This window comes from Cellulomonas fulva, from assembly GCF_018531375.1.
GTDB lineage: Bacteria > Actinomycetota > Actinomycetes > Actinomycetales > Cellulomonadaceae > Cellulomonas > Cellulomonas fulva.
In genome coordinates this window covers 484621-510570 of the sequence record NZ_JAHBOH010000002.1, presented here as the reverse complement: position 1 = coordinate 510570, position 25950 = coordinate 484621, and the positions used below count along the sequence as shown (strand labels likewise).

Genomic DNA, 25950 nt, shown 5'->3' with positions numbered 1-25950 from the left:
GGCGGACACGCCCGGGACGACGGCGGCCCGGTGCGCGCTGCGCACCGGGCCGCCGTTCACCACGTCGACGTGAGGAGCGTCACCGCACCGTCAGCGTCGCGACCTTGGACCACGCGCTCCCCGCCGAGCTGCGCGCGACCGCGCGGTACTGCGCGCCGTCGAGCGCCCGGGTCGCCGTGACCGAGAGGGTCGACCACCGGGCACCGGTGACCGCCTTCCAGCTCGCGCTGCCCTTGGTCCTGACGTACCAGGTCAACGTCGCCTTCGGGTACGCGGCGACCGTCACGGTGAACGTCGCCTTCTGACCCGCCCGGACCGTGGTGCTCGCCGGGTGGCTCGTGAACCGCGGGGCGGCCTGGGCGAGGCGCACGGTGGCTGCCCGTGACGTCGCGCTCCCCCCGCGGTTGGTGAACACCGCGCGGTACTGCGTGCCGGTGTTCGCGGTGCTCAGCCTGACCGTCAGCCAGGTCCTCGTCCCCCCGGCGACGTTCTTCCAGGACGACGAGCCCGGCTTGCGCAGCTGCCAGCGCACCGTCGGCGTCGGGTACCCGGACGCCGACGCCCGCAGCGTCACCGACCTGCCGACGGCGGCGGAGGCCGACGTGGGGTGCTTCGTGACCACCGGCCGCTGGGCCTTCACGACGAGCGTGGCGACCGAGCTCGTCGCGGTGCCGGCCGTGCTCGTGAGCACCGCGCGGTACTGCCGGCCGTCGGTGGCGGCCGACGCGACGACCGAGAGCGTCGTACCCGTCGCCCGCGGGATCGTCTGCCACGTGCCGGCACCCGTGCGCCACTGCCACGCGACCGTGGGCGTCGGCGTCCCCGTGACCTGCACCGTGAACGTCGCGGTGGCACCCAGCGCCACCGTGACGCCGTGCGGCTGCTGGGTGAACGCCGGCGCCTGCGGCGCGACGCCCTCACCCAGGTCGGCGAGGAACGAGGCGACCCAGGACAGCGGGGCGTTCCAGTTGATGGTCAGCTCGTTGACCGACCACGCCTCGATGTCGTCGACGTAGCACGCCTGGGGTGCGCACTCGTGACCCGCCGGGTAGAGCGTGTTCATGACCGGGTCCCACGTGCCCCGCCGCGAGTTGGGTCCGCCCGAGACCGTGCCGGGCATCGGCGGGACCAGCCACCGGCTGTGCTGGTGCGTCGAGTACTGCGTCCCGTAGCCCGTCACGTAGGAGTTGTTCAGGGCGTTGCGACCCAGCAGGTAGTCCATCGACTCCGCGACGGCGTCGGAGAACCGGGGGTCGTCCGTGAGGTCGTACGCCGTGGCGAGGACCACCTGGTTGTTGAGCACGCTCGAGCTCGAGCCCCACTCGTACTGGCCGTCGTCGCTGCCCGGGTAGGCGGTGCCGAACGCCTCCGCCTCCTGCCAGCCCAGGTACTTCTCCGCGCCCTCGACCACGGACGCCCGCACCTCGTCGCGGGTGGGCAGGTCGCTCGGCACGGTCGCGAGGTCGAGCCGGCCCAGCGCCGCGACGCTGCCCCAGCTGAACCCGCTGCGGCTCCAGATGTCGTCGTCGGAGTGCTCGCTGGCCAGCACGTCGGCCTCGTACTCGTCGTCGCCGGTGGTCAGGTAGAGCTCGGCGGCCGCCCAGTACATCTCGTCGGACACGTCGGTGTCGTCGTACGGACCGCCGCCGTTGCTGCCCGCGGACGCCGGTGCGTACAGGTCGGGCACGCGCTGGGCGGCGGCGTAGGCGGTCTGCGCCGCCTCGAGCAGCCGGTCGGCGAAGTCCGCGTCGTACTCGCGGAAGAGCCGCGCGCCCTGCGCCGCCGTGGCGGCGACGTTGAGCGTCGCGGCCGTCGAGGGCCGGTGCAGGCGCCGCTGCTGCGGGTCCGCCGAGGGCAGCAGCCCCAGGCCCGTCCAGCCGACGTCGTGGATCTTGTGGTGCACCAGGCCGTCGAGCGAGCGGTCGTCGTCGGCCGAGACCGTCATGCCGGAGCCCTGCGGGACCTGCATGGCGAGGAAGAACTCGAGCTCCCAGCGCGACTCGTCGAGCACGTCCGGCACGCCGTTGCCGCTCTCGTCGGCGGGCACGTCGAGCGTGCCGTCGGCGAGCGCGCCGTCGGTGGCGTGGTCGGTGTGCAGCGAGCGCTCGTACAGGCTCATGAGCTGGGCGACCGAGATGCCGCCGTTGACCACGTACTTGCCGTGGTCGCCCGCGTCGTACCAGCCGCCGACGACGTCGCGCGCGTAGCCCTCGGGGCACGTCCACGAGCCGTAGGACCACGACGCGCCGTCGTCCGCCGCGGTGAGGCACGCGACGTCCACGTCGCCCTTGTTGACCGCGCCGTCGGGGCCGTCGACGTGGCCGGCGGGACGGTCGTAGGTGTCGTCGGGCACGTCGACCGCGATGCCCGAGCGCACCGGGTAGTAGTAGTTCAGCGCGTCGTAGCGCAGCTGGTCGTACAGGTCCGCGCCGATCGCGAACGGGTCGCTGCGGTCGTCGCCGACGACGAGGGTGTAGCCCTCGCCGGGCGTCGTGAACTCGCGGAAGTCGATCGTCTGCACCGCGAGCTGGGAGGTCGGGTCGGTGCCGGCCGGCGTCGCGGTGCCCTCGGCGACCACGTGCTCGTCGGCGTCCTGCAGCTGCCAGGCCAGCGGGTCCGTCGCGTCGCTCACGACGGTCGCGCTCTTCGGCCCGTTCGTCAGGTACCCGACCTGGTTCACGCGCACCGGCCCCCGGGTGTCCGGCTCGTACGCCGGCGGCGGGGTCGCGACCTTCCGCAGCGACAGGCTCGTGATGCAGAACGTGAAGTCACCGCGGTCGCCCATCTGGAGCGCCACCTGCCCCACGCCCACCGCCGGGTCCGACGACTGCGCCGGGAACGTCACGCCCGAGGTGAACGGCAGGACGTGCTCCGTCAGCTCGGTGGACAGCTCCGTGCTGTCGACGAACGCGGTGCGCCACGGTGCGGCGTTCTCGCCCACCACGGTCCGGATCGTCGCGCCGTTGCTCGCGCTGGCGGTGTAGCGCAGCTCGTAGTTCCCGCCCTCCTCGATCGGCAGCCCGTTCAGCACCAGGCCGGAGTACGTGCCCGAGGTCCCGGGGACCTCGAAGCACAGCGGCTCGCCGTCTCCCGGCTCGGACGTGACCGTCCAGCCCTCGTTGGTCCAGCCCTCGGGCAGCACGCCGTCGAAGCTCGTGTCCGGGACCAGCTCCTGCGCCCCGCTGATCGAGAAGTCGTCGAGGCACAGCGTGTAGTCGGCGGACTTCCCGCCGAGCTGGAAGGACACGTTCCCGTCGCCGCTGAAGCCGGGCTCCCAGCTGAAGGCGAAGTCCTGCGCCACGGTCGTCACGGCGACCGTCGACGCGACGTCGTCCGGCCAGCCCGTGCCCGCGCGCAGGTTGACCGAGACGTCGGCCGTCGCGTGCGCGCGGAACGAGGCGGTGAGGTCCGTCCCGGCCTCGAACGTCAGGCCGTCGTGCTGGATCGCGATGTCCCAGGGGTTGGCGCTGCCGCCAGGGACGACCACGCAGTACTCGCCGTCGACCACCGAGGACGGGGCGGTGTCGGGGTAGCTGTACCAGCCCTGCGGGCCGTCGGAGAAGTCGTGCACCTGGTCGATCGGCGCCGCGGAGGCGAGAGGTGCCGCCAGGACGCCGACGACGAGCGCTCCCGCGGCGACGCCGCCGACGAGCACCGTGCGTGCGGGGTGAGGGCGGACGGCGCGCCCGGGGGCACGCCGATGGAGCTGGAAGGAAACCACGCTGTCTCCTCAGGAGGTGGTGCAGCACTCCCACGAGCGCGGACACGACGCCCGATCGTCGCTGCTGTGCGCAACGTAGTCGTCGTCGCGCGGGTCCGGAACCGGTTCCGAGCGACCAAAATCGTTTAAGCAATCCCTTTCGCCCCGGAGGTCGTCCGCCGCCCGGTCAGGCCGGCGCGAGCACCAGCACGGGGCGTGCCTTGCCGTCGCGGTCCTGCAGGAGGGCGACCAGCCCGCCGTCGGGCGCGATCGCCGCCACGACCTCGTCGGACGCCTCCCCGCGGATGCCGATCGCCTGCCCGTAGCCGAGCGCCCGCGCCTCGGGCTCGGTCAGCTCGCGGACCGCGAACGTGGCGCGCGCGGCGTCCGCGAGCGGGGTGACCGTCAGCGTGACGTCGTCCGGCGTCCGCCCGAGCTCCTCGAGCGTGCGCGCCCCGTCCACGCGGTACCCGCCGACCCGCGTGCGCCGCAGCGCCGTGAGGTGCCCGCCGACGCCGAGCGCGTCGCCGAGGTCGCGCGCGAGCGCGCGGACGTACGTGCCCGACGAGACGACGACGCGCAGGTCCACGTCGCGGACCGGCACGCCCTCCACCCGCGTGGTCCGGACGTCACGCACCTCGAGCTCGGCCACCGTCACGGGGCGCGCCGCGAGGGTCACGTCCTCCCCCGCCCGCACCCGGGCGTACGCCCGCCGGCCGTCCACCTTGATCGCCGAGACCGCGCTCGGCACCTGCATGAGGTCACCGGTGAGCGCCGCGGCCGCCGCGCGCAGGTCGTCGTCGGCGACGCCCGACGCGTCCGTGGTGGCGACGACCTCACCCTCCGCGTCCTCCGTGCTCGTGGCGACGCCGAGCCTGACGGTCGCGAGGTACTCCTTGTCCGCACCGACGACGTACGTGAGCAGCCTCGTGGCCCGGCCGATGCCGACGACCAGGACCCCGGTCGCCATCGGGTCCAGCGTGCCCGCGTGACCGACCTTCCGCGTCCCCGCCAGCCGGCGCATCCGCGCGACGACGTCGTGGCTCGTCAGGCCCTGGGGCTTGTCGACGACGACGAAACCGTCCGCCGCGGTGGGCCGGCGGGCCGCGGGTGCCCGGCCCTCCGCACGCGCTCCGTACGGGCCGGCCGCCGCGCTCACGCCTGGGCCTGGCGACGCGCGGTCAGGGCGACGCACTCGACGAGCCCGTCCATCCCGGCGTCCTCGCCCCGGTGCGCCTCGGCGTCCACCGCGATCAGGACGTTCAGGAGCATCCCGAACGCCACGAACTGCCGGGCCTCGTCGTCGCTCGCCCCGGTGCGCTCCACGTACAGCCGGTAGGACTCCCCCAGGCAGTGCCGCGCGACCCGCCCGACCTCGTCGTCCGCGCTCGCGATGAAGCCGTGCATCAGCAGGCGCAGCAGGTCGCGGTCCTCGATGAGCGCCAGGTAGGCCTGACCCATCGACTCCTTGGTCGCGCCCGGCACCGCGGCCGCCGCCGTCAGGGTGGAGACCACCGTGTCCGCCGCCTGGCGGTACACCTCGAGGAACAGGTCGCGCTTCGACCCGAAGAGCCGCACCACGTAGGGCTGCGAGACGTGGGCCGCGCGGGCGACCTCGTCGGTGGTCGCGGCGTAGCCACCCTCCGCGAAGACCCGGCGCGCCGCGGCGAGGATCTGCTCGCGCCGCTCGTCACCCGACATCCGGGCCGGCACGCGCCCACCCGTCGTCGTGCCCGCCGTCACCGCTGCTCCGGTCGCCATGGTTGACAGGTTATCAGCCGATGCCTACGGTCGCTGTTGTTAGTAATCACTCAATGCCAACTTGCCTCGACACCTGCAGGAGCCCTCATGACCGCGCCCCCACTCGACGCCCCACCGGCGTCCGGCCGCCGCCTGCGGCCCGTCCCGACCGCCGTCGCGCTCCTCGCGGCGTCGTTGCCGATGTTCATGGCCACGCTGGACAACCTCGTGATGACGACCGCGCTCCCGGTGCTGCACACCGAGCTCTCGGCGTCGCTGCAGGAGCTGCAGTGGATGGTCAACGCCTACACGCTGTCCTTCGCGTCGCTCATGATCGCCGCAGCCACCCTCGGCGACCGGCTCGGCCGCCGCCGCGTCTTCGTCGCCGGCATCGTGCTGTTCGCGCTCGCGTCGATCGCCTCGGCGCTGTCCACCACCCCGGAGATGCTGATCGCCGCGCGCACCGTCCAGGGCGCGGGTGCGGCGGCGATCATGCCGCTGTCGCTCACGCTGCTGGCCGCCGCCGTGCCGCCCGCACGGCGCGCCATGGCGATCGGCATCTGGGGCGCGGTCTCCGGAGTCGGCGTGGCGCTCGGACCCGTGATCGGCGGCGCCGTCGTCGAGGGGATCTCCTGGGAGGCGATCTTCTGGATCAACGTGCCCGTCGCGATCGTCGCCGTGCCGCTGGTCCTGCGCGCGCTGCCCGAGTCGTACGGCCGCCGGCAACGGATCGACGTCCCCGGGCTGCTCCTGGCGGGCGGCGGCGTGCTCGCGGTCGTGTGGGCCGTCGTCAACGGGAACGACGAGGGCTGGGGCTCGGCCCGCGTGGTCGGCGCCCTGGCGGCCGGTGTCCTGCTGCTCGTCGGCTTCCTGCGGCGCGAGTCCCGCACCGACCACCCGCTCGTCCCGCTGAAGATGTTCCGCATCCGCTCCTTCACCGTCGCCAACGGCAGCGCCTTCCTGTTCTCGGTCGGCGTGTTCGGCACGGTGTTCGTCCTGTCGCAGTACTTCCAGGTCGCCATGGGCTACAGCCCGCTCGAGGCCGGGCTGCGCACGCTGCCCTGGACCGCCGCGCCCATGCTCGTCGCGCCCGTCGCGGGCATGCTCGCCCCGCGCCTGGGCGTGCGGCCCCTGCTCACCGCCGGGCTCGCCCTGCAGGGCGCGGGTCTCGCGTGGATGGCCTCGGTCATCGGCGACGCCACGGTCTACGGCGACGTCGTGCCGGGTCTCGCCCTGGCGGGCATCGGCATGGGCCTGACCTTCGCGCCCTCCGCGACCGCCGTCCTGGCCGACGTGGTGCCCACCGACCACGGCACCGCGAGCTCGGTGAACTCCACGATCCGCGAGGTCGGCGGCGCGATCGGCGTGGCCGTCATCGTGGCCGTGTTCCAGGCCGCGGACGGCACGCTCACGCCCGACGGGTACGCCCAGGGCCTGCGGCCGGCGGCGTTCGTCGGAGCCGCGGTCGTCGGCCTCGGCGCGGTCGTGGCGGCCTTCATGCCGCGCGGCACCGGCCGCCTGGGGGGCGCCGGCACAGGTCCCGGCACAGGTCTCGGCACGGGTCTCGACACGGCGGTCGGCGGGGCCGACGAGGCCGGCACCGGGCCGGCCGCCGCGGCGGGCCCGAGCACGCGCGGCGACGAGGAGCTCGTGGCGACGCGCTGAGCCCGGACGACGTGAGGCGGCCCCGACCGTGTGGTCGGGGCCGCCCTACGTGCCGGTACCAGCCCGGCGCGGCACGCTCAGCGCTGGTCGTCGCCGCGCTGGTCGCTCTGCTCGTCCTGCTCGTCGTCCGGCCGACGGTACGGGTCGGCCTCGCCCGCGTAGGAGGCCTGGGCGGCGAGGCGCTGCACCTCCGCGTCCCGACGAGCCGCGAGCGCGAGCGCCTCCTCGAGGTGCGCCGCCGTCTCCGGCACGGCGTCGAGGTGGAAGGCGAGCGTCGGCGTGAGCCGGATGCCCGTCTGCCGCCCGACCTCGGAGCGGATGATGCCCTTGGCCGACTCGAGCGCCTTGGCGCTGTCCGCCCGGGCCTCGTCGTCGCCGAGGACCGTGTAGTACACGTCCGCGTGCTGCAGGTCGCCCGTGACGCGCACGTCGGTCACGGTCACGAACCCGAGGCGCGGGTCCTTGACCCGCGTGTCCAGCATCTGCGCGACCACCTGCTGAACCCGCTCAGCCAGCTTCCGCGCCCGTCCGGTGTCAGCCATGAACAGTGCTCCTCTCAGACCCACCACCGCGGGGATGACGGGACGACGATCCACGAGGGCGGCCGCAGAGAGGTGGCGGCGGGCCGTGGTGGGCCTGGCACGGGCCGCTAGGCCCGCGGTAGGCCCGCCGCCACCTCTCGGAGGCTGCCCGAAGGCAACCAATGACTGACGTCAGGACCGCGGCTTCTCCCGCATCTCGAACGTCTCGATGACGTCCTCGGTCTGCAGGTCGTTGTAGGAGCCGAGCCCGATACCGCACTCGTACCCCTCGCGGACCTCGGTCGCGTCGTCCTTGAACCGCTTGAGCGACTCGATCGTGAGGTTGTCGGCGATCACCTTGCCGCCGCGCAGGACGCGGGCCTTGGTGTTGCGCCGGATCTCGCCCGACCGGACGATGCAGCCCGCGATGTTGCCGAACTTCGAGGAACGGAAGATCTCGCGGACCTCGGCGGTGCCGAGCTGCGCCTCCTCGTACTCCGGCTTGAGCATGCCCTTGAGCGCGGCCTCGACGTCGTCGATCGCCTGGTAGATGACCGAGTAGAAGCGCACGTCGACGCCCTCGCGGTCGGCCAGCTCCTCGACGCGCTCGGCGAACTTCACGTTGAAGCCGATGATGATCGCCGAGTCGACGGTCGCCAGGTTCACGTCGTTCTGCGTGATGGCACCCACCCCGCGGTGGATGACGCGCAGCTCGACCTCGTCGCCCACGTCGATCTTGAGCAGCGCGTCCTCGAGTGCCTCGACGGCACCGGACACGTCACCCTTGATGACGAGGTTGAGGGTCTCGACCTTGCCCTGCGCGAGCGCCTGCGTGAAGTCCTCGAGGCTGATGCGCTTGCGGCGCTTGGCCAGGAGCGCGGCACGCTCGGCCGCCTCACGCTTCTCGGCGATCTGGCGGGCCGTGCGCTCCTCGGTGGCGACCAGCAGCGTGTCGCCCGCGGACGGGACGGACGCGAGGCCCAGGACCTGCACGGGACGGGACGGGCCCGCCTCGAGGACGGTCTCGCCGTGCTCGTCGAACATCGCGCGGACGCGGCCGTAGGCCGTCCCCGCGACGATCGCGTCGCCGACGCGCAGCGTGCCGGACTGGACCAGGACGGTCGCGACCGAGCCGCGGCCCTTGTCGAGGTTCGCCTCGATGGCGACACCACGCGCGTCCTTGTCGGGGTTCGCCCGCAGGTCGAGCGCCGCGTCGGCCGTGAGCAGCACGGCCTCGAGGAGCTGGTCGATGCCCATGCCCTGCTTGGCGGAGACGTCGACGAACATCGTGTCGCCGCCGTACTCCTCGGCCACCAGGTTGTACTCGGTGAGCTGCTGGCGGATCTTGGCGGGGTTCGACCCCTCCTTGTCCACCTTGTTGACCGCGACCACGATCGGCACGTTGGCCGCCTGGGCGTGGTTGAGCGCCTCGATCGTCTGGGGCATCACGCCGTCGTCGGCCGCGACCACGAGGATCGCGATGTCCGTGACCTGGGCACCACGGGCACGCATGGCGGTGAACGCCTCGTGACCCGGGGTGTCGATGAACGTGATGGGACGCTCGATGCCCTCGTGCTCCTTGGTGACCTGGTAGGCACCGATGTGCTGGGTGATCCCACCAGCCTCGCCGGCCACCACGTCCGTGGACCGGATGGCGTCGAGGAGCTTGGTCTTCCCGTGGTCGACGTGACCCATGACGGTGACCACGGGCGGACGCGCCTGCAGCTCGTCGTCGCCCTCCGCCTCGAGCTCGGCGTCCAGGTCGATGTCGAAGGCCCCGAGCAGCTCGCGGTCCTCCTCCTCGGCCGAGACCATCTCGATGACGTAGCCGAGCTCGGCCGCGAGCGTGCCGAACGTGTCCTCGTCCAGCGACTGCGTCGCGGTCGCCATCTCCCCGAGGTGGAACAGCACCGTGACGAGCGAGGCGGGGTTCGCGTCGATCTTGTCCGCGAAGTCGTTCAGCGACGAGCCGTGGCGCAGCCGGACGACCGTCTTGCCGTTGCCGCGCGGGACCTGCACGCCACCGAGGGACGGGGCCTGCATCGCCTCGAACTCCTGGCGCTTGGCCCGCTTCGACTTCCGCCCGCGGACCGGGCGCCCACCGGCGCGACCGAACGCGCCCTGCGTGGAGCCACGACCGGCACCGCCGGGACGACCGCCGCCGCCGGGACGGCCGGCGAAGCCGCCGCCGCCCGCACCGGGCGCTCCGCCGCCGCCACCGGGACGACCGCCGAAGCCACCGCGGCCGCCGCCGCCCGCACCACCGGGGCGCGCCGGACGCTCGCCGGGACGGCCGACGCCGCTCGACGTGCGCCCCGGCATCATGCCGGGGTTGGGACGCGGGCCGCCGGGACGCGGCGCGGGACGCGGACCGCCGGGACGGTCGCCGCCCGCGGCGGGAGCACCCTCGGTCCGGCGCTCACCGGGACGGGGCATGCCCTGCGAGGGCGCGAACGGGTTGTTGCCCGGGCGCGGGCCGCCGGGGCGGGGACCGCCCGAGCGCTCGCCGCCGGACCGCTCGCCACCGGCACGCTCGCCGCCGGGACGCTCGGCCGAGCGCTCGCCGGGACGGGGCATGCCCTGCGAGGGCGCGAACGGGTTGTTGCCGGGCCGCGCGGGACGCGCGGCACCGGGACGCGGCGCACCGCCACCCGCGGCGGGACGGGCCGCCGCGGCGGGCCGCGGGGCCTGGGGTGCCGGCGCGGGCGCGGCCGGGCTCGGCGCGGGCGCCGCCGGAGTCGACGTGGCCGCCGGTGCGGCCGGGGCGGCGGTCGCCGCCGGGGCCGGAGCAGCCGGTGCGGGCGCGGGAGCCGGCGCAGCGGCCGGAGCCGGTGCGGCGGGACGCGCGGGCGCGGGCCGGGCAGACGCAGGCTTGGCGGCGGGGGCGCTGCCGCCCGCTGCCGGGTACACGTCGCGCAGCTTGCGCACGACGGGCGGCTCGATCGTCGAAGACGCCGAGCGGACGAACTCACCCATCTCGGTGAGCTTCGTCATGATGGTCTTGCTGTCGACCCCGAGCTCCTTGGCGAGCTCGTAGACGCGAAGCTTGGCCACTTCTCTCCTGTCTCGGTCCGCCCGAGACAGGGTCGGACCGTCGTTAGTTCGTGATGCTCATCGGCGTGCTCATCGCTGGGCACTCATCGGAGCGTGCTCATCGGGTCGCCATCGGCTTCCAACCCGCTTCCCTCATCGACGGTCGGCACCGGTGCTCCCGGTGCCGTGGCCTGGCCCTCGAGGTGCTCCCGCACGGCGGACTCGTCGGGCCGGTCCTGCAGACGCAGGGCCCGGCCGAACGCGCGGCGACGTGACGCGAGCTCGAGGCACTCCAGGTCGGGGTGCAGCCACGCACCCCTGCCCGGCATCCGACGGCCGACGTCCACGACGAGCACGGGCGAACCCGACGTCGTGGCCGCGACCACCCTCAGCAGGGCAGATCTCGGGCCGGTGGCTCGGCAGCCCACGCACGTGCGCACCGGTCCTCGCGGCGCTCCGCTCGCCGGAGCGACGGTGCCGTGGGGATCGACGTCGGTGCACGTGCCAGTGCCCGTCTCGGCGCACAGGGGATGCCGGGCATCCGGCCCAGCCACGTCGAGTCTACCCCCGCGGCCACCCGAGCGGGTCACGTGAGCACCTCGAGCGGCGGTCGCACCCCGGCGGGCACGCGCGCTGGTCCGGCCATCCGGGGCTCAGCCCGCGTCGTCCGGGAGCGCCTCGGCGTCGGACCGGATGTCGATCCGCCAGCCGGTCAGCTTCGCCGCGAGGCGCGCGTTCTGGCCCTCCTTGCCGATCGCCAGCGAGAGCTGGTAGTCCGGCACGACGACGCGCGCGGCCCGTGCCGCCTCGTCCACGACCGTGACGGAGATCACCCGGGCGGGCGACAGCGCGTGCGCCACCATCTCCGCCGGGTCGTCCGCGTGGTCGACGATGTCGATCTTCTCGCCGTGCAGCTCGGCCATCACCGCGCGCACGCGGCCGCCCATCGGGCCGATGCAGGCGCCCTTGGCGTTGACGCCGGGGACGGTCGCGCGGACCGACATCTTGCTGCGGTGCCCGGCCTCGCGGGCCAGCGCGGTAATCTCGACGGTCCCGTCGGCGACCTCGGGGACCTCGAGCTCGAACAGCTTGCGGACCAGCCCGGGGTGGCTGCGCGAGAGCGTGACCTGCGGCCCGCGCGACCCGCGCGCGACCTCGAGCACGTAGCCGCGGATGCGCTCGCCGTGCACGTACTGCTCGCCGGGCACCTGCTCGTGCGCGGGCAGGACGGCCTCGGTGCCGCCGACGTCGACGAGGACCACGCGGGGGTCCGGCCCCTGCTGGATGACGCCGCCGAGGACCTCGCCCTCCTTGCCGCGGAACGTGCCGAGCACCTGGTCGTCCTCGGCGTCGCGCAGGCGCTGCACGATCACCTGGCGCGCGGTCGCGGTCGCGATGCGGCCGAACCCGGCGGGCGTGTCGTCGAACTCCGGCGGCTCGACGAGAGCGCCGCCCTCCTCGTCGGCGGCCGGCGTCTCGCGGGCCCAGACCGTGACGTGGCCGCTCTTGCGGTCGACCTCGACGCGCGCACGGGCGTGCGCGCCCGGCGTGCGGTGGTAGGCCGAGAGCAGCGCCTGCTCGATCGCGTCGACCAGCACCTCGAGGCTGAGCTCGCGCTCCCGCTCGAGCGCGCGCAGCGCCTGCATGTCGATGTCCATCAGCTCTCCTGTCCGGCGTCGTCGACGTCGGGGCCCAGCCCGGCGAGGTCGACCTCGACGCGTGCGTCGCGCACTGCCGCGAGTGCGATCGTCACGGGCGCGCCGACCTTCGGCGGTCGCCCCTTCACCCCGGGCGTCACGGGCACGACGACGACCGCGTCGTCCGTCAGCCCCTCCAGCCGACCCGTGGTGGTGGTGCCGTCCTGCGTGCGGACGCGGACCGACCGGCCCACGGCCCGCACGAAGTGCCGGCGCTCCGTCAGCGGCGCGTCCGCTCCCCGCGTGCCGACCTCGAGCGTGTACTCCCCGGGCACCGGGTCGGTGGCGTCCAGGGCGTCCGAGATCGCGGCCGTCACGGCGGCGACGCGGTCGAGGTCGAGCTCGGCCTCGTCGTCCTGCGTCTGGCCCACGGCGATCTCGACGACCTGCCGCCCGCCGGCGCGCCGGACGTGCACCTCCTCGAGCACCAGCCCGAGCCCTGCCACGACCGGCTCGACCACGTCCTTCACCCGCTGCGTCGGTGCGACCACGACCACGACCGCCTCCCTTCGCCTGTGCGGGGCCGACGTGCGCGACCCGTTTGTGGCGCCCAGCCTAACGAGTCCGCGGGCGCGCGCCCGCCCTGCCGGGGCCGCGCGCCCCCGCATGGCAGGATCGCCCGCGATGAGCACGCCTGACGACACCCCCGCGACCACGCGCGACGTGGCAGGGATCACCCCGCGCACCGGCAGCGGCACCGCCGGCGGCGCCCGTCGCCGCACGGTCCAGGCTGCGAGGCGTCGTGCGGGCCGCCGCACCGGCGCCGCGCTCGTCGCGACCGCCGTCGCGCTCGTCGTCGCCGGCTGCGGGCTGCGGCTCGAGACGCCGCCACCGGCGGAGCCGACACCGGACGCCGTCGAGCAGGTCCGGGCGCGCACGGTGGACGACGCGCTCGCGCTGACCGACGCCGCCACGTCCGCGGCGGCCACGGCCGACGGGTCGTCCGACGACGCGCTGCACACGCTGCTCGAGCAGGTCGCCACGATCTCGACGGAGCAGGCCGACGCCCTCGGCGGCGTCTACGAGTCGGGCCTCGAGCCGACGGCCTCCCCCGCGCCGACGTCCGCCGGCTCCGCCGTGGAGGCGACGCCGGACGAGGTGCTCGCGCTGCTCGGCAGCACGTCGACGACCGCGCTGGCCGACGCCGACGACGTCGCCGACGGACCGCTCGCGCGGCTCGTGGGGTCGGTCGCCGTCTCCCGCGCCGACCTCGCCGACCGCCTCGCGGCACGGCTCGGGGCGGACTCCCCGGCGCCGCCCGCGGCGGACGCGCAGGAGGTGCCGGACGAGGTCCCGACGCCGGTGGCCGCGCCGTTGGCACGCGCGCACGACGAGGCCGGCTTCACGTTCGAGCTCGTCGCCGCACGCCGGTCGGACGACGACCGGGACCGGTCCCTCACGGCGGCCGCGCGCGACCGGGTGCTCGGGGCCCGGTGGGCCGCGTCCGCCGCGCTGACCGACACCGCGCAGGACCCGCGGCTCGCCGCCTACGCGCTGCCCGCGGGGCTCGACGACGACGCGCTGCTCGAGCGCCTCGCGCTGTCGGTCCGCACCGGGCTCGCGGACGCCTACGCCGCCGCCGTCGCCGAGGTGCCCGCCGGCGGGCGCGCGCCGTACCTCGACGGCCTGCGCCGCTCCGTCGCCGACGCACGACCGTGGGGCGCCGCGCCGAGCGCGTTCCCCGGCCTGCCCGAGCAGGGCGAGGCCGCGGGCTCCTGACGGTCCGCGGCCCGCGGAGCCGGGGCTACAGCAGCGCCGCGACGCGGGCCGCGATGGCCTCGACGGCCTCGCCGACCGCGACCTGGTCGCCCTGGGCTCCCGCGCGCGGCCGGACCTCGACCACGCCCTCGGCCAGGCCGCGGCCCACGACCACGACCAGCGGGACACCGAGCAGCTCGGCGTCGGCGAACTTCACGCCGGGCGAGACCTTGGGTCGGTCGTCGTACAGCACCTCGACGCCCCGCCCGCTGAGCTCGACCGCGATCCGCTCCGCCGCCTCGAAGACCGCCGGGTCCTTGCCGGTCGCGACCACGTGCACGTGCGCGGGCGCGACGTGCGCGGGCCAGGCGAGGCCCTTCTCGTCGTGGTTGGCCTCGGCGAGCGCCGCGAGCACGCGCGTGACGCCGATGCCGTAGGAGCCCATCGTGACGACCTGCGCCTTGCCGTTCTGGTCCAGCACGGTCAGGCCGAGCGCCTGGGCGTACTTGCGGCCGAGCGCGAAGATGTGGCCGATCTCGATGCCGCGCGCGAGCTCGAGCGGGCCCGAGCCGTCCGGAGCGGGGTCGCCCGCGCGCACCTCGGCGGCCTCGACCGTGCCGTCGGCGGTGAAGTCCCGGCCCGCGACCAGGTCGAACACGTGGCGTCCGGTCTCGTTCGCCCCGGTGATCCAGCGCGATCCGGACACCACGCGCGGGTCGAGCAGGTAGCGCACCGCCGTGCGCTCGGCACCCTCGGCGACCGGCGCGTTCGGGCCGAGCGCGGAGGGTCCGATGTACCCGCGGACGAGCTCGGGGTGCGCGGCGAAGTCCGCCTCGCCCGCGGCCTCGACCTCGGCCGGGGACACCGCGGCCTCGAGCCGCTTGAGGTCGACCTCGCGGTCCCCGGGAAGGCCGACGACGAGCAGCTCGCGCTCCCCCGTGGGGTGCACGAGGGCGAGGACGACGTTCTTCAGCGTGTCGGCGGCCGTCCACGCACGGTCCGGCCGCGCGAAGCGCTCGTTCGCCAGCGCGACGAGCGAGTCGATCGTCGGCGTGTCCGGGGTGTCCTCCACGTGCGCGGCGGGCGCGTCGTCGAACGGCAGCGCCTCCGGGACCACGGTGGTGACGGCCTCCACGTTGGCCGCGTAGCCGCCCGCGGACCGCACGAAGGTGTCCTCGCCGATCGCCGTCGGCGTGAGGAACTCCTCCGACCGCGAGCCGCCCATCGCGCCCGACGTGGCCGCGACGATCACGTACTCGAGCCCGAGCCGGTCGAAGATGCGCTGGTAGGCCGCGCGCTGCACCAGGTAGGACGCCTCCAGGCCCGCGTCGTCGACGTCGAACGAGTACGCGTCCTTCATGACGAACTCGCGTCCGCGGATGAGGCCCGCGCGCGGGCGCGCCTCGTCGCGGTACTTCGTCTGGATCTGGAAGAGCGTCGCGGGCAGGTCCTTGTACGACGAGTAGAGGTCCTTGACCAGGAGCGTGAACAGCTCCTCGTGCGTCGGGGCCAGCAGGTAGTCGCCGCCCTTGCGGTCCTTGAGCCGGAAGATGTTCGGCCCGTACTCGGTCCAACGCCCCGTCGCCTCGTACGGCTCCTTGGGCAGCAGGGCCGGGAAGTGCACCTCCTGCGCGCCGGCGGCGGCCATCTCCTCGCGGACGACGGCCTCGACCTTCGCCAGCACGCGCAGGCCGAGCGGCAGCCACGTGTAGATCCCGGGCGCGGCACGGCGGATGTAGCCGGCGCGCACCAGGAGCCGGTGGCTTGCGACCTCGGCGTCGGCGGGGTCCTCGCGCAGCGTGCGCAGGAACAGCGTGGACATACGCAGGAGCATGAGCGGAAGCCTAGTTGTCCCGGCCGCGCGGACCGACCACGCCGAGCCCACCGACCACGCCCATCCGGCCGCGCCCATCCGGCCGCGCCCATCCGGCCGCGCCCGGGCCCGGCGTGCGCCACGATGGGCTCATGCCCGAGCTTCCCGAGGTCGAGGCGCTCGCCGGGTTCCTCCGCGAGCGCGCGGTGGGCCGCACCGTCACGCAGGTCGGCGTCGGCGACATCGCCGCGCTGAAGACCTTCCGACCGCCGCCCGACGCGCTCGTCGGCGGCACGGTGGTGGACGCGTCGCGGCACGGCAAGTGGCTCGACCTCCTGGTCGCGACGCCCACGGGCGAGCCGCTGCACCTCGTCTGGCACCTGTCCCGGGCCGGCTGGGTGCGATGGTCCGACCAGCTCGCGACGACGCCCGTGCGCCCCGGCCGCTCGCCGCTCGCGCTGCGCGTGCGGCTCGACGACGGGTCCGGGTTCGACCTCACCGAGCAGGGCACGCGCAAGCGGCTCGCCGTGCACGTGGTCGCCGACCCCCAGGAGGTCCCCCAGATCGCGACGCTCGGCGTCGAGCCGCTCTCGTCGGACCTCGACCGGGACGGGTTCGGCGAGCTGCTCGCGGCCCGCAACCAGCAGGTCAAGGGCCTGCTGCGGGACCAGGGCACGATCGCGGGCATCGGCAACGCGTACTCCGACGAGATCCTCCACGCCGCGCGGACGTCGCCGTTCGCGCTCACCCGCTCGCTGACCGAGGAGCAGGCGGACCGGCTCTACGCGGCGCTGCAGGACGTGCTCGAGCAGGCCGTCGCGGCGGCCGCGGGCAAGCCGGCCGCGCAGCTCAAGGACGCCAAGCGCGGGGGCATGCGGGTGCACGGCCGCACCGGCCAGCCGTGCCCCGGCTGGGACGGCGTGCCCTGCGGGGACACCGTGCACGAGGTGTCGTTCGCGGACTCGTCGTTGCAGTACTGCCCCACGTGCCAGACCGGCGGCAAGCCGCTCGCGGACCGGCGGCTCTCGAAGCTCCTGCGGTGACGGGCGCTCGTGCGGGCACCGCCGGCCGCGTCCTCGTGGTGACGGCCGGCCTGCCCGGTGCGGGCAAGTCCGCGGTGGCCGAGGGCGTCGCCCGCGCGCTGGGCTGCGCGGTCCTGTCGGTGGACCCGATCGAGGCGGCGCTGTGGCGCGCGGGCGTCGAGCGCGGGCAGCCGACCGGCCTCGCCGCCTACGTGGTGGCCGAGGACCTGGCGCACGAGCAGCTGCGGCTCGGCAACGACGTCGTGGTCGACGCCGTCAACGACGACCCCGCGGCACGCGAGCAGTGGCGCGCGCTCGCCGCCCGGCACGGGCTGCGGCCGACGTACCTGGAGGTCGTCTGCCCCGACGAGGAGCTGCACCGCGCGCGGCTCGCGCGGCGGGTGCGGTCGATCGCGGGCTTCCCCGAGCCGACCTGGGAGTCGGTCGTCCGGCGGCGCGCCGCCTTCCGCGACTGGGACGACGAGCGGATGAGCATCGACTCGACGCGGCCGCTCGCCCACGGCCTCGCGCTGGCGCTCGACCACGTCGAGCGGTCCCGCCGGGCGCCCTGACCCGGCGGCCGACGGTCAGAACAGGACCGTGGCGTACGAGCCGACCTGCCGGAACCCGACGGAGCGGTACGCCGCGACCGCGCGCACGTTGAAGTCGTTGACGTACAGCGAGACCACGGGGGCGTGGGCGCGCGCGAGCTCGACCACCGCGGCCATCCCGTGCACCGAGAGCCGCCGGCCCCGGCGCTCGGGGGTGACCCAGACGCCCTGCACCTGCGCGACGCCCCCCGCCACGGCCCCGAGCTCGGCCTTGAACGCGACGTGCGGCGGACCCTCCGGCCCCGGCTCCATCCGCACGAACGAGCGGCCCTGCGCGATGAGCGAGCGCACGCGCGTCTCGTAGGGGCCGTGCGGGCCGCTCGCGGGCGAGTAGCCGACCTCCTCGGTGAACATCCGCACGCACGCCGGCAGCACCTGGTCGTACTCCTGGGGCCGGGACACCCGGACGTCGGGGTCGGGCGCCACGACCGGCGCGTGGTCGATGACCATCGAGGGCTGGTCGTCGCGCACCTCGCGCACGCCGGGCCAGGCGCCGCGCAGCCGCTCCCAGAGCCCCAGGACGGTGGGCGCCGGACCGACGATCGACGAGCAGCGACGGCCCTGGCGCGCGGCCATGATCGCGAACGCGTCGAGCGCCGCGTCGGCGACGGCGGCGTCGACGACCACGTCCGCACCGGTGGCGGGCACGGCCGGCGCGGGGCCGCCGGGCGTGGGCAGCGCGCGGGCGGCCGGGGGGAGGTCGACGGTCCGGGGTACCACGGGGACCACGGGCACCATGTTGGCGCCGGCCCAGCACACCGCGACGAGCACGCCGCCGTGGTGGAAGCCCCAGAGGGCACCGCCCGCGGCGGCGAGGCCCACCCGCCGCGCCTGCTCCAGCCGGGCGGTGGCGAGGACCGAGCCCACGGGGTCGAGCGCGCACACCTCGAGAGCCGCCTCGAGGTCGACGTCCGCGAGGACGCGAGCCCCGGGTCGGCGGTCGAGCATCGTCGCGCGACGCGAGCCCATGGGGGGATTGTGCCTCAGGAGCCCGCGCGGCGCGGGACCAGACCGCGCCCGGCTCGTCGGCGCACGCCTGCGGCCGCCCGACCCGGCACCGTCAGCCGACCGTGACGACGGGGCTGCCCTCGCCGGCCTCGACGGGGTCCATGGACTCGGCGATGCGCATGGCCTCCTCGATCAACGTCTCGACGATCAGCGCCTCGGGCACCGTCTTGACGACCTCGCCCTTGACGAAGATCTGGCCCTTGCCGTTGCCGGAGGCGACCCCCAGGTCGGCCTCGCGCGCCTCGCCCGGCCCGTTCACCACGCAGCCCATGACGGCGACGCGCAGCGGCACCTCGAGGCCCTCGAGGCCTGCGGTGACCTTGTCCGCGAGCGTGTAGACGTCCACCTGCGCGCGACCGCACGACGGGCAGGAGACGATCTCCAGCTTGCGCGGCCGCAGGTTCAGGGACTGCAGGATCTGGATGCCGACCTTGACCTCCTCGACCGGAGGCGCGGAGAGCGACACCCGGATCGTGTCGCCGATGCCCTTGCTCAGCAGGGCGCCGAACGCGGTCGCCGACTTGATGGTCCCCTGGAAAGCGGGCCCCGCCTCGGTGACGCCGAGGTGCAGCGGCCAGTCGCCGCGCTCGGCGAGCAGCTCGTAGGCGCGCACCATGACGACCGGGTCGTTGTGCTTGACCGAGATCTTGAAGTCGTGGAAGTCGTGCTCCTCGAACAGCGACGCCTCCCAGACCGCGGACTCGACGAGCGCCTCGGGTGTCGCCTTGCCGTACTTCTCGAGCAGCCGGGGGTCGAGCGAGCCGGCGTTGACGCCGATGCGCAGGCTGACCCCGGCGTCCGCGGCGGCCCGGGCGATCGTGCCCACCTGGTCGTCGAACTTGCGGATGTTGCCCGGGTTCACGCGGACCGCCGCGCAGCCGGCGTCGATCGCGGCGAAGACGTACTTCGGCTGGAAGTGGATGTCCGCGATCACGGGGATCTGCGACTTGCGGGCGATCGCCGGCAGCGCGTCCGCGTCGTCCTGGCTCGGCACCGCGACGCGCACGATGTCGCAGCCGGAGGCGGTGAGGGCGGCGATCTGCTGCAGCGTCGCGTTGATGTCCGTCGTCGGCGTCGTCGTCATCGACTGGACGCTGATGGGTGCGTCTCCCCCGACCTCCACCTTGCCGACCCGGATCTTGCGGGACGGACGACGAGGGGCGAGGACAGGGACGGGGGCCGCCGGCATGCCGAGGCTGATCGGGACGCTCACGTGCTCATCATCCCATCACGGCGCGGCACATTCGCGGCCACGGCGCTGCGCGGCGGCAACGCGCACGCGATCTCCGCATCCACCACGCGGCCCGGGTCGGGCCTCAGCCCTCGATCTCGGCCCGACGAGCCTGGAGCAGCCGGTCCAGCACCTCGTCGGGCACGGGGGCCTGTGCGGAGAAGCGCACCGTCCCCTTGGACAGGGAGAAGCCCGCCAGCTCCTCGCGGACCGTGTCGAGCGCGCGGGGGCTGAAGGGGTAGAGCCCGATGTGGGCGCGCGCGACCATCACGGAGACCAGCGGCTTCCCTCGGTGCACGAGCGCCGGCATGCCGTAGCCGAGGCCCTCGGTCGCCTCCGGGACGATCGCCCGGGCCCGCGCGTAGACGCGCTCCACCGCCGCGCGCGCGGGCTCCGGGAGCGACTCGACGTACGCGGTGACCTCACCCATGCCCCCGAGGCTAGACCCGCTCAGGCGATGGTCACCGGGTTTACCAGGTCGGCGTACACCAGCAGCAGCCCCATGGCCCCGAGCACGACGAACACGCCGTACGCGAGCGGGACGAGCTTCGCCGTGTCGAACGGGCCCGGCCGGGGCAGCCCGCGCAGGCGAGCGACCTGGCGTCGGCCGCCCTCCCAGAGCGCGGCGGCCACGTGGCCGCCGTCCAGCGGCGGCAGCGGGATCAGGTTGAACACGAACAGCGCGAGGTTGAGGCTGGCGAGCATCTCGAGCAGCCCCGCGAGCTTGAGGCTCCAGTCGATGCCGTCGCCCTGCATCGAGGCGATCTCGCCCGCGAACCGGCCCACGCCGACGATGCCGACGATCGAGTCGGTGCCGCGCTCCTCGCCGCCGAAGGTCGTCTGCACCAGGTCGACGATCCGCGCGGGCAGCGTCACGACCACCGACATGGTGGCCCACGTCCGCTCCGCCACCACCTGCGGGACCTCGAGCACGGGGGTCGGCTCCCGCTCCTCGGCCGCCGTCACGCCCAGGAACCCGGCGGGCTCGGTGACGACCTGCCCGTCGTCGTCGAGCACCGCCGCGCCGTCCTCGTCGTACACCGGACGCTCGGCCACGACGGGGGTGACCGTCAGGTCGACCTCCTGGCCGTCACGGTCGACGACGATCGGGGTCGCCTCACCCCCCGACGCGCGGATCAGGTCCGTGAGCTGGTCCCACGAGTCGATGTCGGTGTCCCCGTAGCGGACGACCTCGTCGCCCGGCAGCAGGCCCGCGGCCGCACCCGGCGCCGGCTCGTCCGCGTCGGTGCAGGTGCGCGTCGGGTCGTCGCCCGCGGGAATCACGCACTGGGAGACGGTGTCGAGCGTGGTGGTCGCGGTCGGGATCCCGAACCCGAGCATGACGATCGCCATCAGGACGAACGCGATGAGCAGGTTCATCACCGGGCCGCCGAGCATCACGACGAGCTTCTTGGGCGTGGAGAGCCGGTAGAACGCGCGGCCGTCCTCGCCGGGGCGGATCTCCTCCGCGCTCGCCTCCCGGGCGTCCTGGGCGAGCCGGCCGACCCACGTGCGCGCGGGCGGGTCGCCCACGCTCGCGGCGGGCGGGTACATGCCGACCAGCCGGACGAACCCGCCGAGCGGGATGGCCTTGAGCCCGTACTCGGTCTCCCCGCGGGTGCGCGACCACAGCGTGGGCCCGAACCCGACGAAGTAGTGGCTGACGCGCACGCCGAACCGCTTGGCGGGCACCATGTGCCCCACCTCGTGGAGCGCGATCGAGGCCAGCAGCACGACGACCGCGACGACCACTCCGACCAGGTACGCCACCAGCTCCTCCTCGTCCCGACGCGACCGGTCCCGCCGACACCGTGCCCGCACGTGCCTGCACGTGCCTGCACGTGCCTGCACGATCCCGCACGGTCCGGGCGACGCCGATCGACGGCACCGCGCCCGCGCGTCCCGCGGGCGGCTCATCATCCCCCGGAATCCTGGGAGCCGGCTGCACGTCCGCCGGGCGGGCGGGGCGTGGCGAGTTGAAGCCCGGCGCTGGGGCGGCGACCATCGGCGGATGACCCCCGACGCGTGGGACCCGGCCGACCCCGCCCCCTGGGCCGACGAGTCCGTGGGCGCGCAGGCACCGCTCGACGGCGACACCACCGCGGACGTCGTCGTGGTCGGCGCCGGCCTGACCGGGCTGTGGGCCGCCTACTACCTGCTGGACGCCGACCCCTCGCTCGACGTGCTGCTGGTCGACCGCGGCCTCACGGGCCAGGACGAGCGCGGGCTGGGCGCGTGCTCGTCGCGCGTCGGCCTCGCCCCCGACGCGCTCGCGCGGCGGTTCGGCGACGCGGCGGCACGTGACGCGCGGGCGCTGCTGCGCGACGCGGTCGTCGAGGTCGGCGGCGTCGTCGCGGTCGAGGAGATCGACTGCGGCTTCGCGTTCGGCGGCGAGCTCCTGGTCGCCGCCGACGACGTCGCCCTGGGCCGGATGCTCGCGGCCGCGCACGACGCGGCGGCCTGGGGGGACGAGGTGCACGCGCTGGACGCGGCGGGGGTGCGCGAACGGTTCGGGTCCGACGACGTGCGGGGCGGCTCGTGGTCGCCGGACGCGGCGCGGCTCTCCCCCGGCCGGCTCGCGCGCGGGCTGCGCGACGTCGTGCTCGCGCGCGGCGGCCGCAGCGTCGACCACACGCCCGTCGTGCAGGCCGGCGCCGGCGCCGTCCTCACGACGCACGGCACGGTGCGTGCCGGGATCGTCGTGGACACGCGGCCCGGCGGCGCGCCCGCCGAGCAGGCCGCCACGATCGCCACGGCCCCCCTGCCCGCCGCGACCTGGGCGGCGATCGGTCTCGAGCGCGCCGAGCTCGTCGCGCACAGCGACGGCCTGCGCCTGGTGCGCACGCCGGACGACCGCCTCGTCGCCGGCCGCGCCCGGTCCGGCGGGTCGCGCGCGGCCCGGCTCCTGGACGCGCTGTCCCGCCGTCGCGCGTCGGCTCCCGCGCTGCACGAGGCGCTGGTCGACCTCCTGCCGGCGCTCGGCGAGGCACCCGTGACCCACGCGTGGCGGCGTCCGCTCGCCCACCCCGGCGCGCTGCCCCAGGTCACCGTGCTGGAGGAGGCCCCGTGGCGCGTCGCGCGCGCCCGCTCGGGCGGTACGGGACCGGCCGCGGCCAACGTGGCCGGCCGCGCGGTCGCCGAGCTGCTCACCGGCTCGTCGTCGGAGTGGACCGCGGCCCCCTGGGTCACGCACGCCTGACCGGGGAGCCGACGGGTGCCGGCGCACGGGTCGCAGCAGGGCGGATCGCAGCAGGGCGGATTGCAGCAGGGCGGGTCGCAGCAGGGCGGATCGCTCGCCGGCCGGTCCTCAGGAGCGCGCGAGGACCTCGTCGGCGCGCGCCCGCGCCCAGCGCTCGGCGTCCAGCACCGCGCCGAGCTCGAGCCCGTCGGCGGGCGTCCCGGCGTGCTCGCCCAGGACACGCTCGACCGTCGCGACGATGTCGAGGAAGCCGATCCGACCGGCCAGGAACGCCGCGACGCACTGCTCGTTGGCCGCGTTGTAGACCGCCGGGTGGGTCGCCGAGGCGCCGGCCGCCGCCCGTGCGAGCCGCACCGCGCCGAACAGCTCCTCGTCGAGCGGCTCGAACGTCCACGAGGTCGGGCTGCTCCAGTCGCACGCGGCCGCCACGTCCGGCACGCGCTGCGGCCACGACAGGCCGAGCGCGATCGGCAGCCGCATGTCCGGGGGCGACGCCTGCGCGATCGTCGAGCCGTCGACGAACGTGACCATCGAGTGCACCACCGACTGCGGGTGCACGACGACGTCGATCCGGTCGGTCGGCACGTCGAACAGCAGGTGCGCCTCGATGAGCTCGAGGCCCTTGTTCATGAGGGTCGCGGAGTTGATCGTCACGACCGGACCCATCACCCAGGTGGGGTGCGCGAGGGCCTGCTGCGGGGTCACCGCCTTGACGTCGTCGGCCGCCCAGCCGCGGAACGGCCCGCCGGACGCCGTGAGCACCAGGCGCGCGACCTCCTGCGGCGCCCCCGCGCGCAGCGCCTGCGCGATCGCCGAGTGCTCGGAGTCGACGGGGACCACCTGCCCGGGCCGGACCGCGGCGCGCCGTACCAGCGGACCGCCGACGACCAGGGACTCCTTGTTCGCGAGCGCGAGCGTGCTCCCGGCGCGCAGCGCGGCGAGCGTGGGCTGGAGCCCGACGGAGCCCGTGATGCCGTTCAGCACGACGTCGGCGGCACGCCCGGCGAGCTCGGTGGCCGCGTCGGGCCCGACGAGCACCTCGACCCGTCCGGCTCCGGCCGAGTCCAGCGCCTCGCGCACGGCTCCGGCCGCCGCCTCGTCGTGCACCGCGACCGTGGGGACACCGAACCGTGCGGCCTGGTCCGCGAGCAGCCCCGGGTCCGAGCCGCCCGCCGCGAGGCCGACCACCTGGAACCGCTCGGGGTTCCGCGCCACGACGTCGAGGGCTTGCGTGCCGATCGAGCCCGTGGAGCCCAGGAGCACGACACGCCGGGGCGGAGCCTCGTCGGGCACGGCACCGCCGCCCGTCGCCACCGGACCGTCGCTCACTCGACGCCGAGCAGGACCTCGACCGCGCGCGCGACGAACGCGTCCACGGCGGGCTCGCCGTAGCCGTGCTGCCCCTTGCGCCGCCGGAACGTCGCCGAGCGCACCTCGCCCGACGTCAGCGGCACGCCCTGGTCGAAGTACGCCACCAGGCGGTGGCAGAGCTCGTCGACGTCCGCGGGCTCGTACCCGGGCTCGCGGCCGACGGGCGGGGCGAACCGGTCGCCGTCAGGCCGGCCGAGCCGGCCGTAGAGCGTGCGCGCCTGCTCGCCGAGCTGCGCCATCCAGGCGTCCTGACCGTGCTGGGCGACGTGCTCGGCGCGGGCGCGGGCGACGAACGCCGACTCCAGCCGGTCGAGCGCCGCGTCGACGGCCGCCGTCGCGTAGCCGCGGCGCACCATCTCGAAGCCCACGCGGCGGACGTCCTTGGCGGACAGCGCGGCCGCGGGGCCCTGCTCGTACATCGCACGCGCGTGGTCGAAGAACTCGTCGACCTCGTCCGGGTCGTACCCCGAGCGGAACCCGGACACCGTCCGGAACATCCCGTCGCTCACTCGTCCTCCTCCGCCGCGAGCTGGCCGCAGGCGCCGTCGATGTCGCTGCCGCGGGTGTCCCGGATGGTCGTCGGGATCCCGTGCGCACGCAAGCGTGCCACGAACTCCTGCTCGACCCGGGGATCGCTCGCCGTCCACTTCGAGTTCGGCACCGGGTTGAGCGGGATCGGGTTGCAGTGCACCCAGCCCCGACCCCGCGCGTTGAGCTTCTCGCCCAGGAGGTCGGCGCGCCACGCGTGGTCGTTGATGTCGCGGATCAGCGCGTACTCGATCGAGACCCGGCGGCCCGTCACCTCGAAGTAGTGGTAGGCGGCGTCGAGGGCCTCGTCGACGTCCCACCGCGTGTTCACCGGCACCAGCTCGCTGCGCAGCTCGTCGTCCGGGGCGTGCAGGGACAGCGCCAGGGTGACCGGGATGCCCTCGTCGGCGAGCTTGCGCATCGCCGGCACCATCCCGACGGTCGAGACCGTCACGTTGCGCGCGGACATGCCCAGGCCGTCCGGCGCGGGCGCGACGAGCGTGCGGACGGTCGCCATGATCGCCTTGTAGTTGGCGAGCGGCTCCCCCATGCCCATGAACACGACGTTCGAGAGCCGGGTCGGGCCGCCGGGCACCTCCCCCGCCTGGAGCGCACGTGCGGCCTCGCGGACCTGCTCGACGATCTCGGCGGTGGACAGGTTGCGGGTCAGGCCCATCTGGCCGGTCGCGCAGAACGCGCAGGCGAGACCGCACCCGGCCTGGCTCGAGATGCACAGCGTGGTCCGGCTGGCGTAGCGCATCAGCACCGACTCGACCTTGGCCTGGTCGAACAGGTGCCACAGCGTCTTGACGGTCGTGCCACCGTCCGCGGTCTGCGTGCGCACGTTCGTCAGCAGGCGCGGGAACAGGTCCTCGACGAGCTTGTCACGGCTCGCGGCGGGCAGGTCCGTCATCGCCGCGGCGTCCGCCGTGAGGTGGGTGAAGTAGTGGGTCGCCAGCTGCTTGGCCCGGAACGGCTTCTCGCCGAGCGCGGTGACGGCGGCGACGCGCTCGTCGGGCGTGAGGTCGACGAAGTGGCGCGGCGGCTTGCCGCGCGGGCCGCGGGTCGGTGACGACAGGTCCAGCCGGACGGGGGTGGCGGGCACGGGGTACT

21 protein-coding genes are annotated in these 25950 nt (G+C 74.9%); 5 read left to right on the top strand and 16 right to left on the bottom strand.

Annotated elements, in window-relative coordinates; translation table 11 throughout:
• Positions 1–79: 79 nt before the first annotated feature.
• From KIN34_RS15845 to KIN34_RS15835, 3 genes are all read right to left on the bottom strand, one after another.
• Positions 80–3721 (bottom strand): glycoside hydrolase family 9 protein, encoded by a 3642-nt coding sequence (locus tag KIN34_RS15845; RefSeq protein WP_214352900.1) that lies wholly within the window; start codon positions 3719–3721, stop codon positions 80–82.
• A gap of 166 nt (positions 3722–3887) precedes the next feature.
• Positions 3888–4859, bottom strand: a complete 972-nt coding sequence (gene truB / locus KIN34_RS15840) for a tRNA pseudouridine(55) synthase TruB (protein ID WP_214352898.1) — start codon at positions 4857–4859, stop codon at positions 3888–3890.
• Positions 4856–5461 carry a TetR/AcrR family transcriptional regulator gene (locus KIN34_RS15835; RefSeq protein WP_237689898.1) on the bottom strand — a complete coding sequence of 202 codons (606 nt, stop codon included), beginning with the start codon at positions 5459–5461 and terminating at the stop codon, positions 4856–4858. Before KIN34_RS15835 ends, truB begins: the two co-directional genes overlap by 4 nt.
• A gap of 87 nt (positions 5462–5548) precedes the next feature.
• On the opposite strand from KIN34_RS15835, the gene KIN34_RS15830 reads away from it, so the two are divergent.
• Positions 5549–7105, top strand: a complete 1557-nt coding sequence (locus KIN34_RS15830) for an MFS transporter (protein ID WP_214352896.1) — start codon at positions 5549–5551, stop codon at positions 7103–7105.
• A gap of 77 nt (positions 7106–7182) precedes the next feature.
• Here KIN34_RS15830 and rbfA read toward each other — a convergent pair whose 3' ends face one another.
• The 5 genes from rbfA to rimP all read right to left on the bottom strand — a co-directional run bounded on the left by rbfA (position 7183) and on the right by rimP (position 12853).
• Entirely contained in the window at positions 7183–7647 is a 465-nt protein-coding gene (rbfA, locus tag KIN34_RS15825) for a 30S ribosome-binding factor RbfA (RefSeq protein ID WP_214352894.1), read from the bottom strand.
• 171 nt (positions 7648–7818) lie between these two features.
• Positions 7819–10680, bottom strand: a complete 2862-nt coding sequence (infB, locus tag KIN34_RS15820) for a translation initiation factor IF-2 (protein ID WP_214352892.1) — start codon at positions 10678–10680, stop codon at positions 7819–7821.
• Positions 10681–10763: 83 nt separating this feature from the next.
• Positions 10764–11087, bottom strand: coding sequence for a YlxR family protein (locus KIN34_RS15815; RefSeq protein ID WP_307858310.1), 324 nt, complete (start codon positions 11085–11087; stop codon positions 10764–10766).
• Between the two features lie 225 nt (positions 11088–11312).
• On the bottom strand, positions 11313–12317 hold the full coding sequence (gene nusA, locus KIN34_RS15810) for a transcription termination factor NusA (protein WP_214352891.1): 1005 nt from the start codon (positions 12315–12317) through the stop codon (positions 11313–11315).
• Positions 12317–12853, bottom strand: a complete 537-nt coding sequence (gene rimP / locus KIN34_RS15805; protein WP_307858289.1) for a ribosome maturation factor RimP — start codon at positions 12851–12853, stop codon at positions 12317–12319. Before rimP ends, nusA begins: the two co-directional genes overlap by 1 nt.
• A gap of 127 nt (positions 12854–12980) precedes the next feature.
• On the opposite strand from rimP, the gene KIN34_RS15800 reads away from it, so the two are divergent.
• Positions 12981–14075 (top strand): DUF4439 domain-containing protein, encoded by a 1095-nt coding sequence (locus tag KIN34_RS15800; RefSeq protein ID WP_214352889.1) that lies wholly within the window; start codon positions 12981–12983, stop codon positions 14073–14075.
• A 25-nt stretch (positions 14076–14100) separates the two neighbouring features.
• Here the strand turns inward: KIN34_RS15800 and KIN34_RS15795 are convergent, their stop codons facing one another.
• Positions 14101–15888 carry a proline--tRNA ligase gene (locus KIN34_RS15795; RefSeq protein WP_214352888.1) on the bottom strand — a complete coding sequence of 596 codons (1788 nt, stop codon included), beginning with the start codon at positions 15886–15888 and terminating at the stop codon, positions 14101–14103.
• 131 nt (positions 15889–16019) lie between these two features.
• Between KIN34_RS15795 and KIN34_RS15790 the strand changes: the two genes are divergently transcribed.
• Positions 16020–16910, top strand: coding sequence for an Fpg/Nei family DNA glycosylase (locus KIN34_RS15790; RefSeq protein WP_214352887.1), 891 nt, complete (start codon positions 16020–16022; stop codon positions 16908–16910).
• On the top strand, positions 16907–17461 hold the full coding sequence (locus KIN34_RS15785) for a P-loop nucleotide/nucleoside kinase family protein (RefSeq protein ID WP_214352886.1): 555 nt from the start codon (positions 16907–16909) through the stop codon (positions 17459–17461). Before KIN34_RS15790 ends, KIN34_RS15785 begins: the two co-directional genes overlap by 4 nt.
• A 15-nt stretch (positions 17462–17476) precedes the next feature.
• On the opposite strand, the gene KIN34_RS15780 is transcribed toward KIN34_RS15785, so the two are convergent.
• From KIN34_RS15780 to KIN34_RS15765, 4 genes are all read right to left on the bottom strand, one after another.
• Positions 17477–18469, bottom strand: coding sequence for a GNAT family N-acetyltransferase (locus KIN34_RS15780; RefSeq protein WP_214352884.1), 993 nt, complete (start codon positions 18467–18469; stop codon positions 17477–17479).
• A 91-nt stretch (positions 18470–18560) separates the two neighbouring features.
• Entirely contained in the window at positions 18561–19697 is a 1137-nt protein-coding gene (ispG, locus tag KIN34_RS15775; protein ID WP_214353150.1) for a flavodoxin-dependent (E)-4-hydroxy-3-methylbut-2-enyl-diphosphate synthase, read from the bottom strand.
• 127 nt (positions 19698–19824) lie between these two features.
• Positions 19825–20169 (bottom strand): iron chaperone, encoded by a 345-nt coding sequence (locus KIN34_RS15770; RefSeq protein ID WP_214352882.1) that lies wholly within the window; start codon positions 20167–20169, stop codon positions 19825–19827.
• 20 nt (positions 20170–20189) lie between these two features.
• A complete protein-coding gene (locus tag KIN34_RS15765; RefSeq protein ID WP_214352880.1) occupies positions 20190–21509 on the bottom strand; it encodes a M50 family metallopeptidase in 1320 nt (439 codons plus the stop codon).
• Between the two features lie 241 nt (positions 21510–21750).
• On the opposite strand from KIN34_RS15765, the gene KIN34_RS15760 reads away from it, so the two are divergent.
• Entirely contained in the window at positions 21751–22938 is a 1188-nt protein-coding gene (locus tag KIN34_RS15760; RefSeq protein WP_214352878.1) for an NAD(P)/FAD-dependent oxidoreductase, read from the top strand.
• Between the two features lie 108 nt (positions 22939–23046).
• Here the strand turns inward: KIN34_RS15760 and dxr are convergent, their stop codons facing one another.
• The 3 genes from dxr to rlmN are packed head-to-tail and all read right to left on the bottom strand — an operon-like array spanning position 23047 to position 25942.
• Positions 23047–24267 carry a 1-deoxy-D-xylulose-5-phosphate reductoisomerase gene (gene dxr / locus KIN34_RS15755; RefSeq protein WP_307858288.1) on the bottom strand — a complete coding sequence of 407 codons (1221 nt, stop codon included), beginning with the start codon at positions 24265–24267 and terminating at the stop codon, positions 23047–23049.
• The gene (locus tag KIN34_RS15750; RefSeq protein ID WP_214352877.1) at positions 24264–24818 is read right to left on the bottom strand and encodes a DivIVA domain-containing protein; all 555 of its coding nucleotides are present in this window, start codon (positions 24816–24818) and stop codon (positions 24264–24266) included. The genes dxr and KIN34_RS15750 overlap by 4 nt, the downstream gene beginning before the upstream one ends.
• Positions 24815–25942 (bottom strand): dual-specificity RNA methyltransferase RlmN, encoded by a 1128-nt coding sequence (rlmN, locus tag KIN34_RS15745; RefSeq protein WP_214352875.1) that lies wholly within the window; start codon positions 25940–25942, stop codon positions 24815–24817. The genes KIN34_RS15750 and rlmN overlap by 4 nt, the downstream gene beginning before the upstream one ends.
• Positions 25943–25950: the final 8 nt, after the last annotated feature.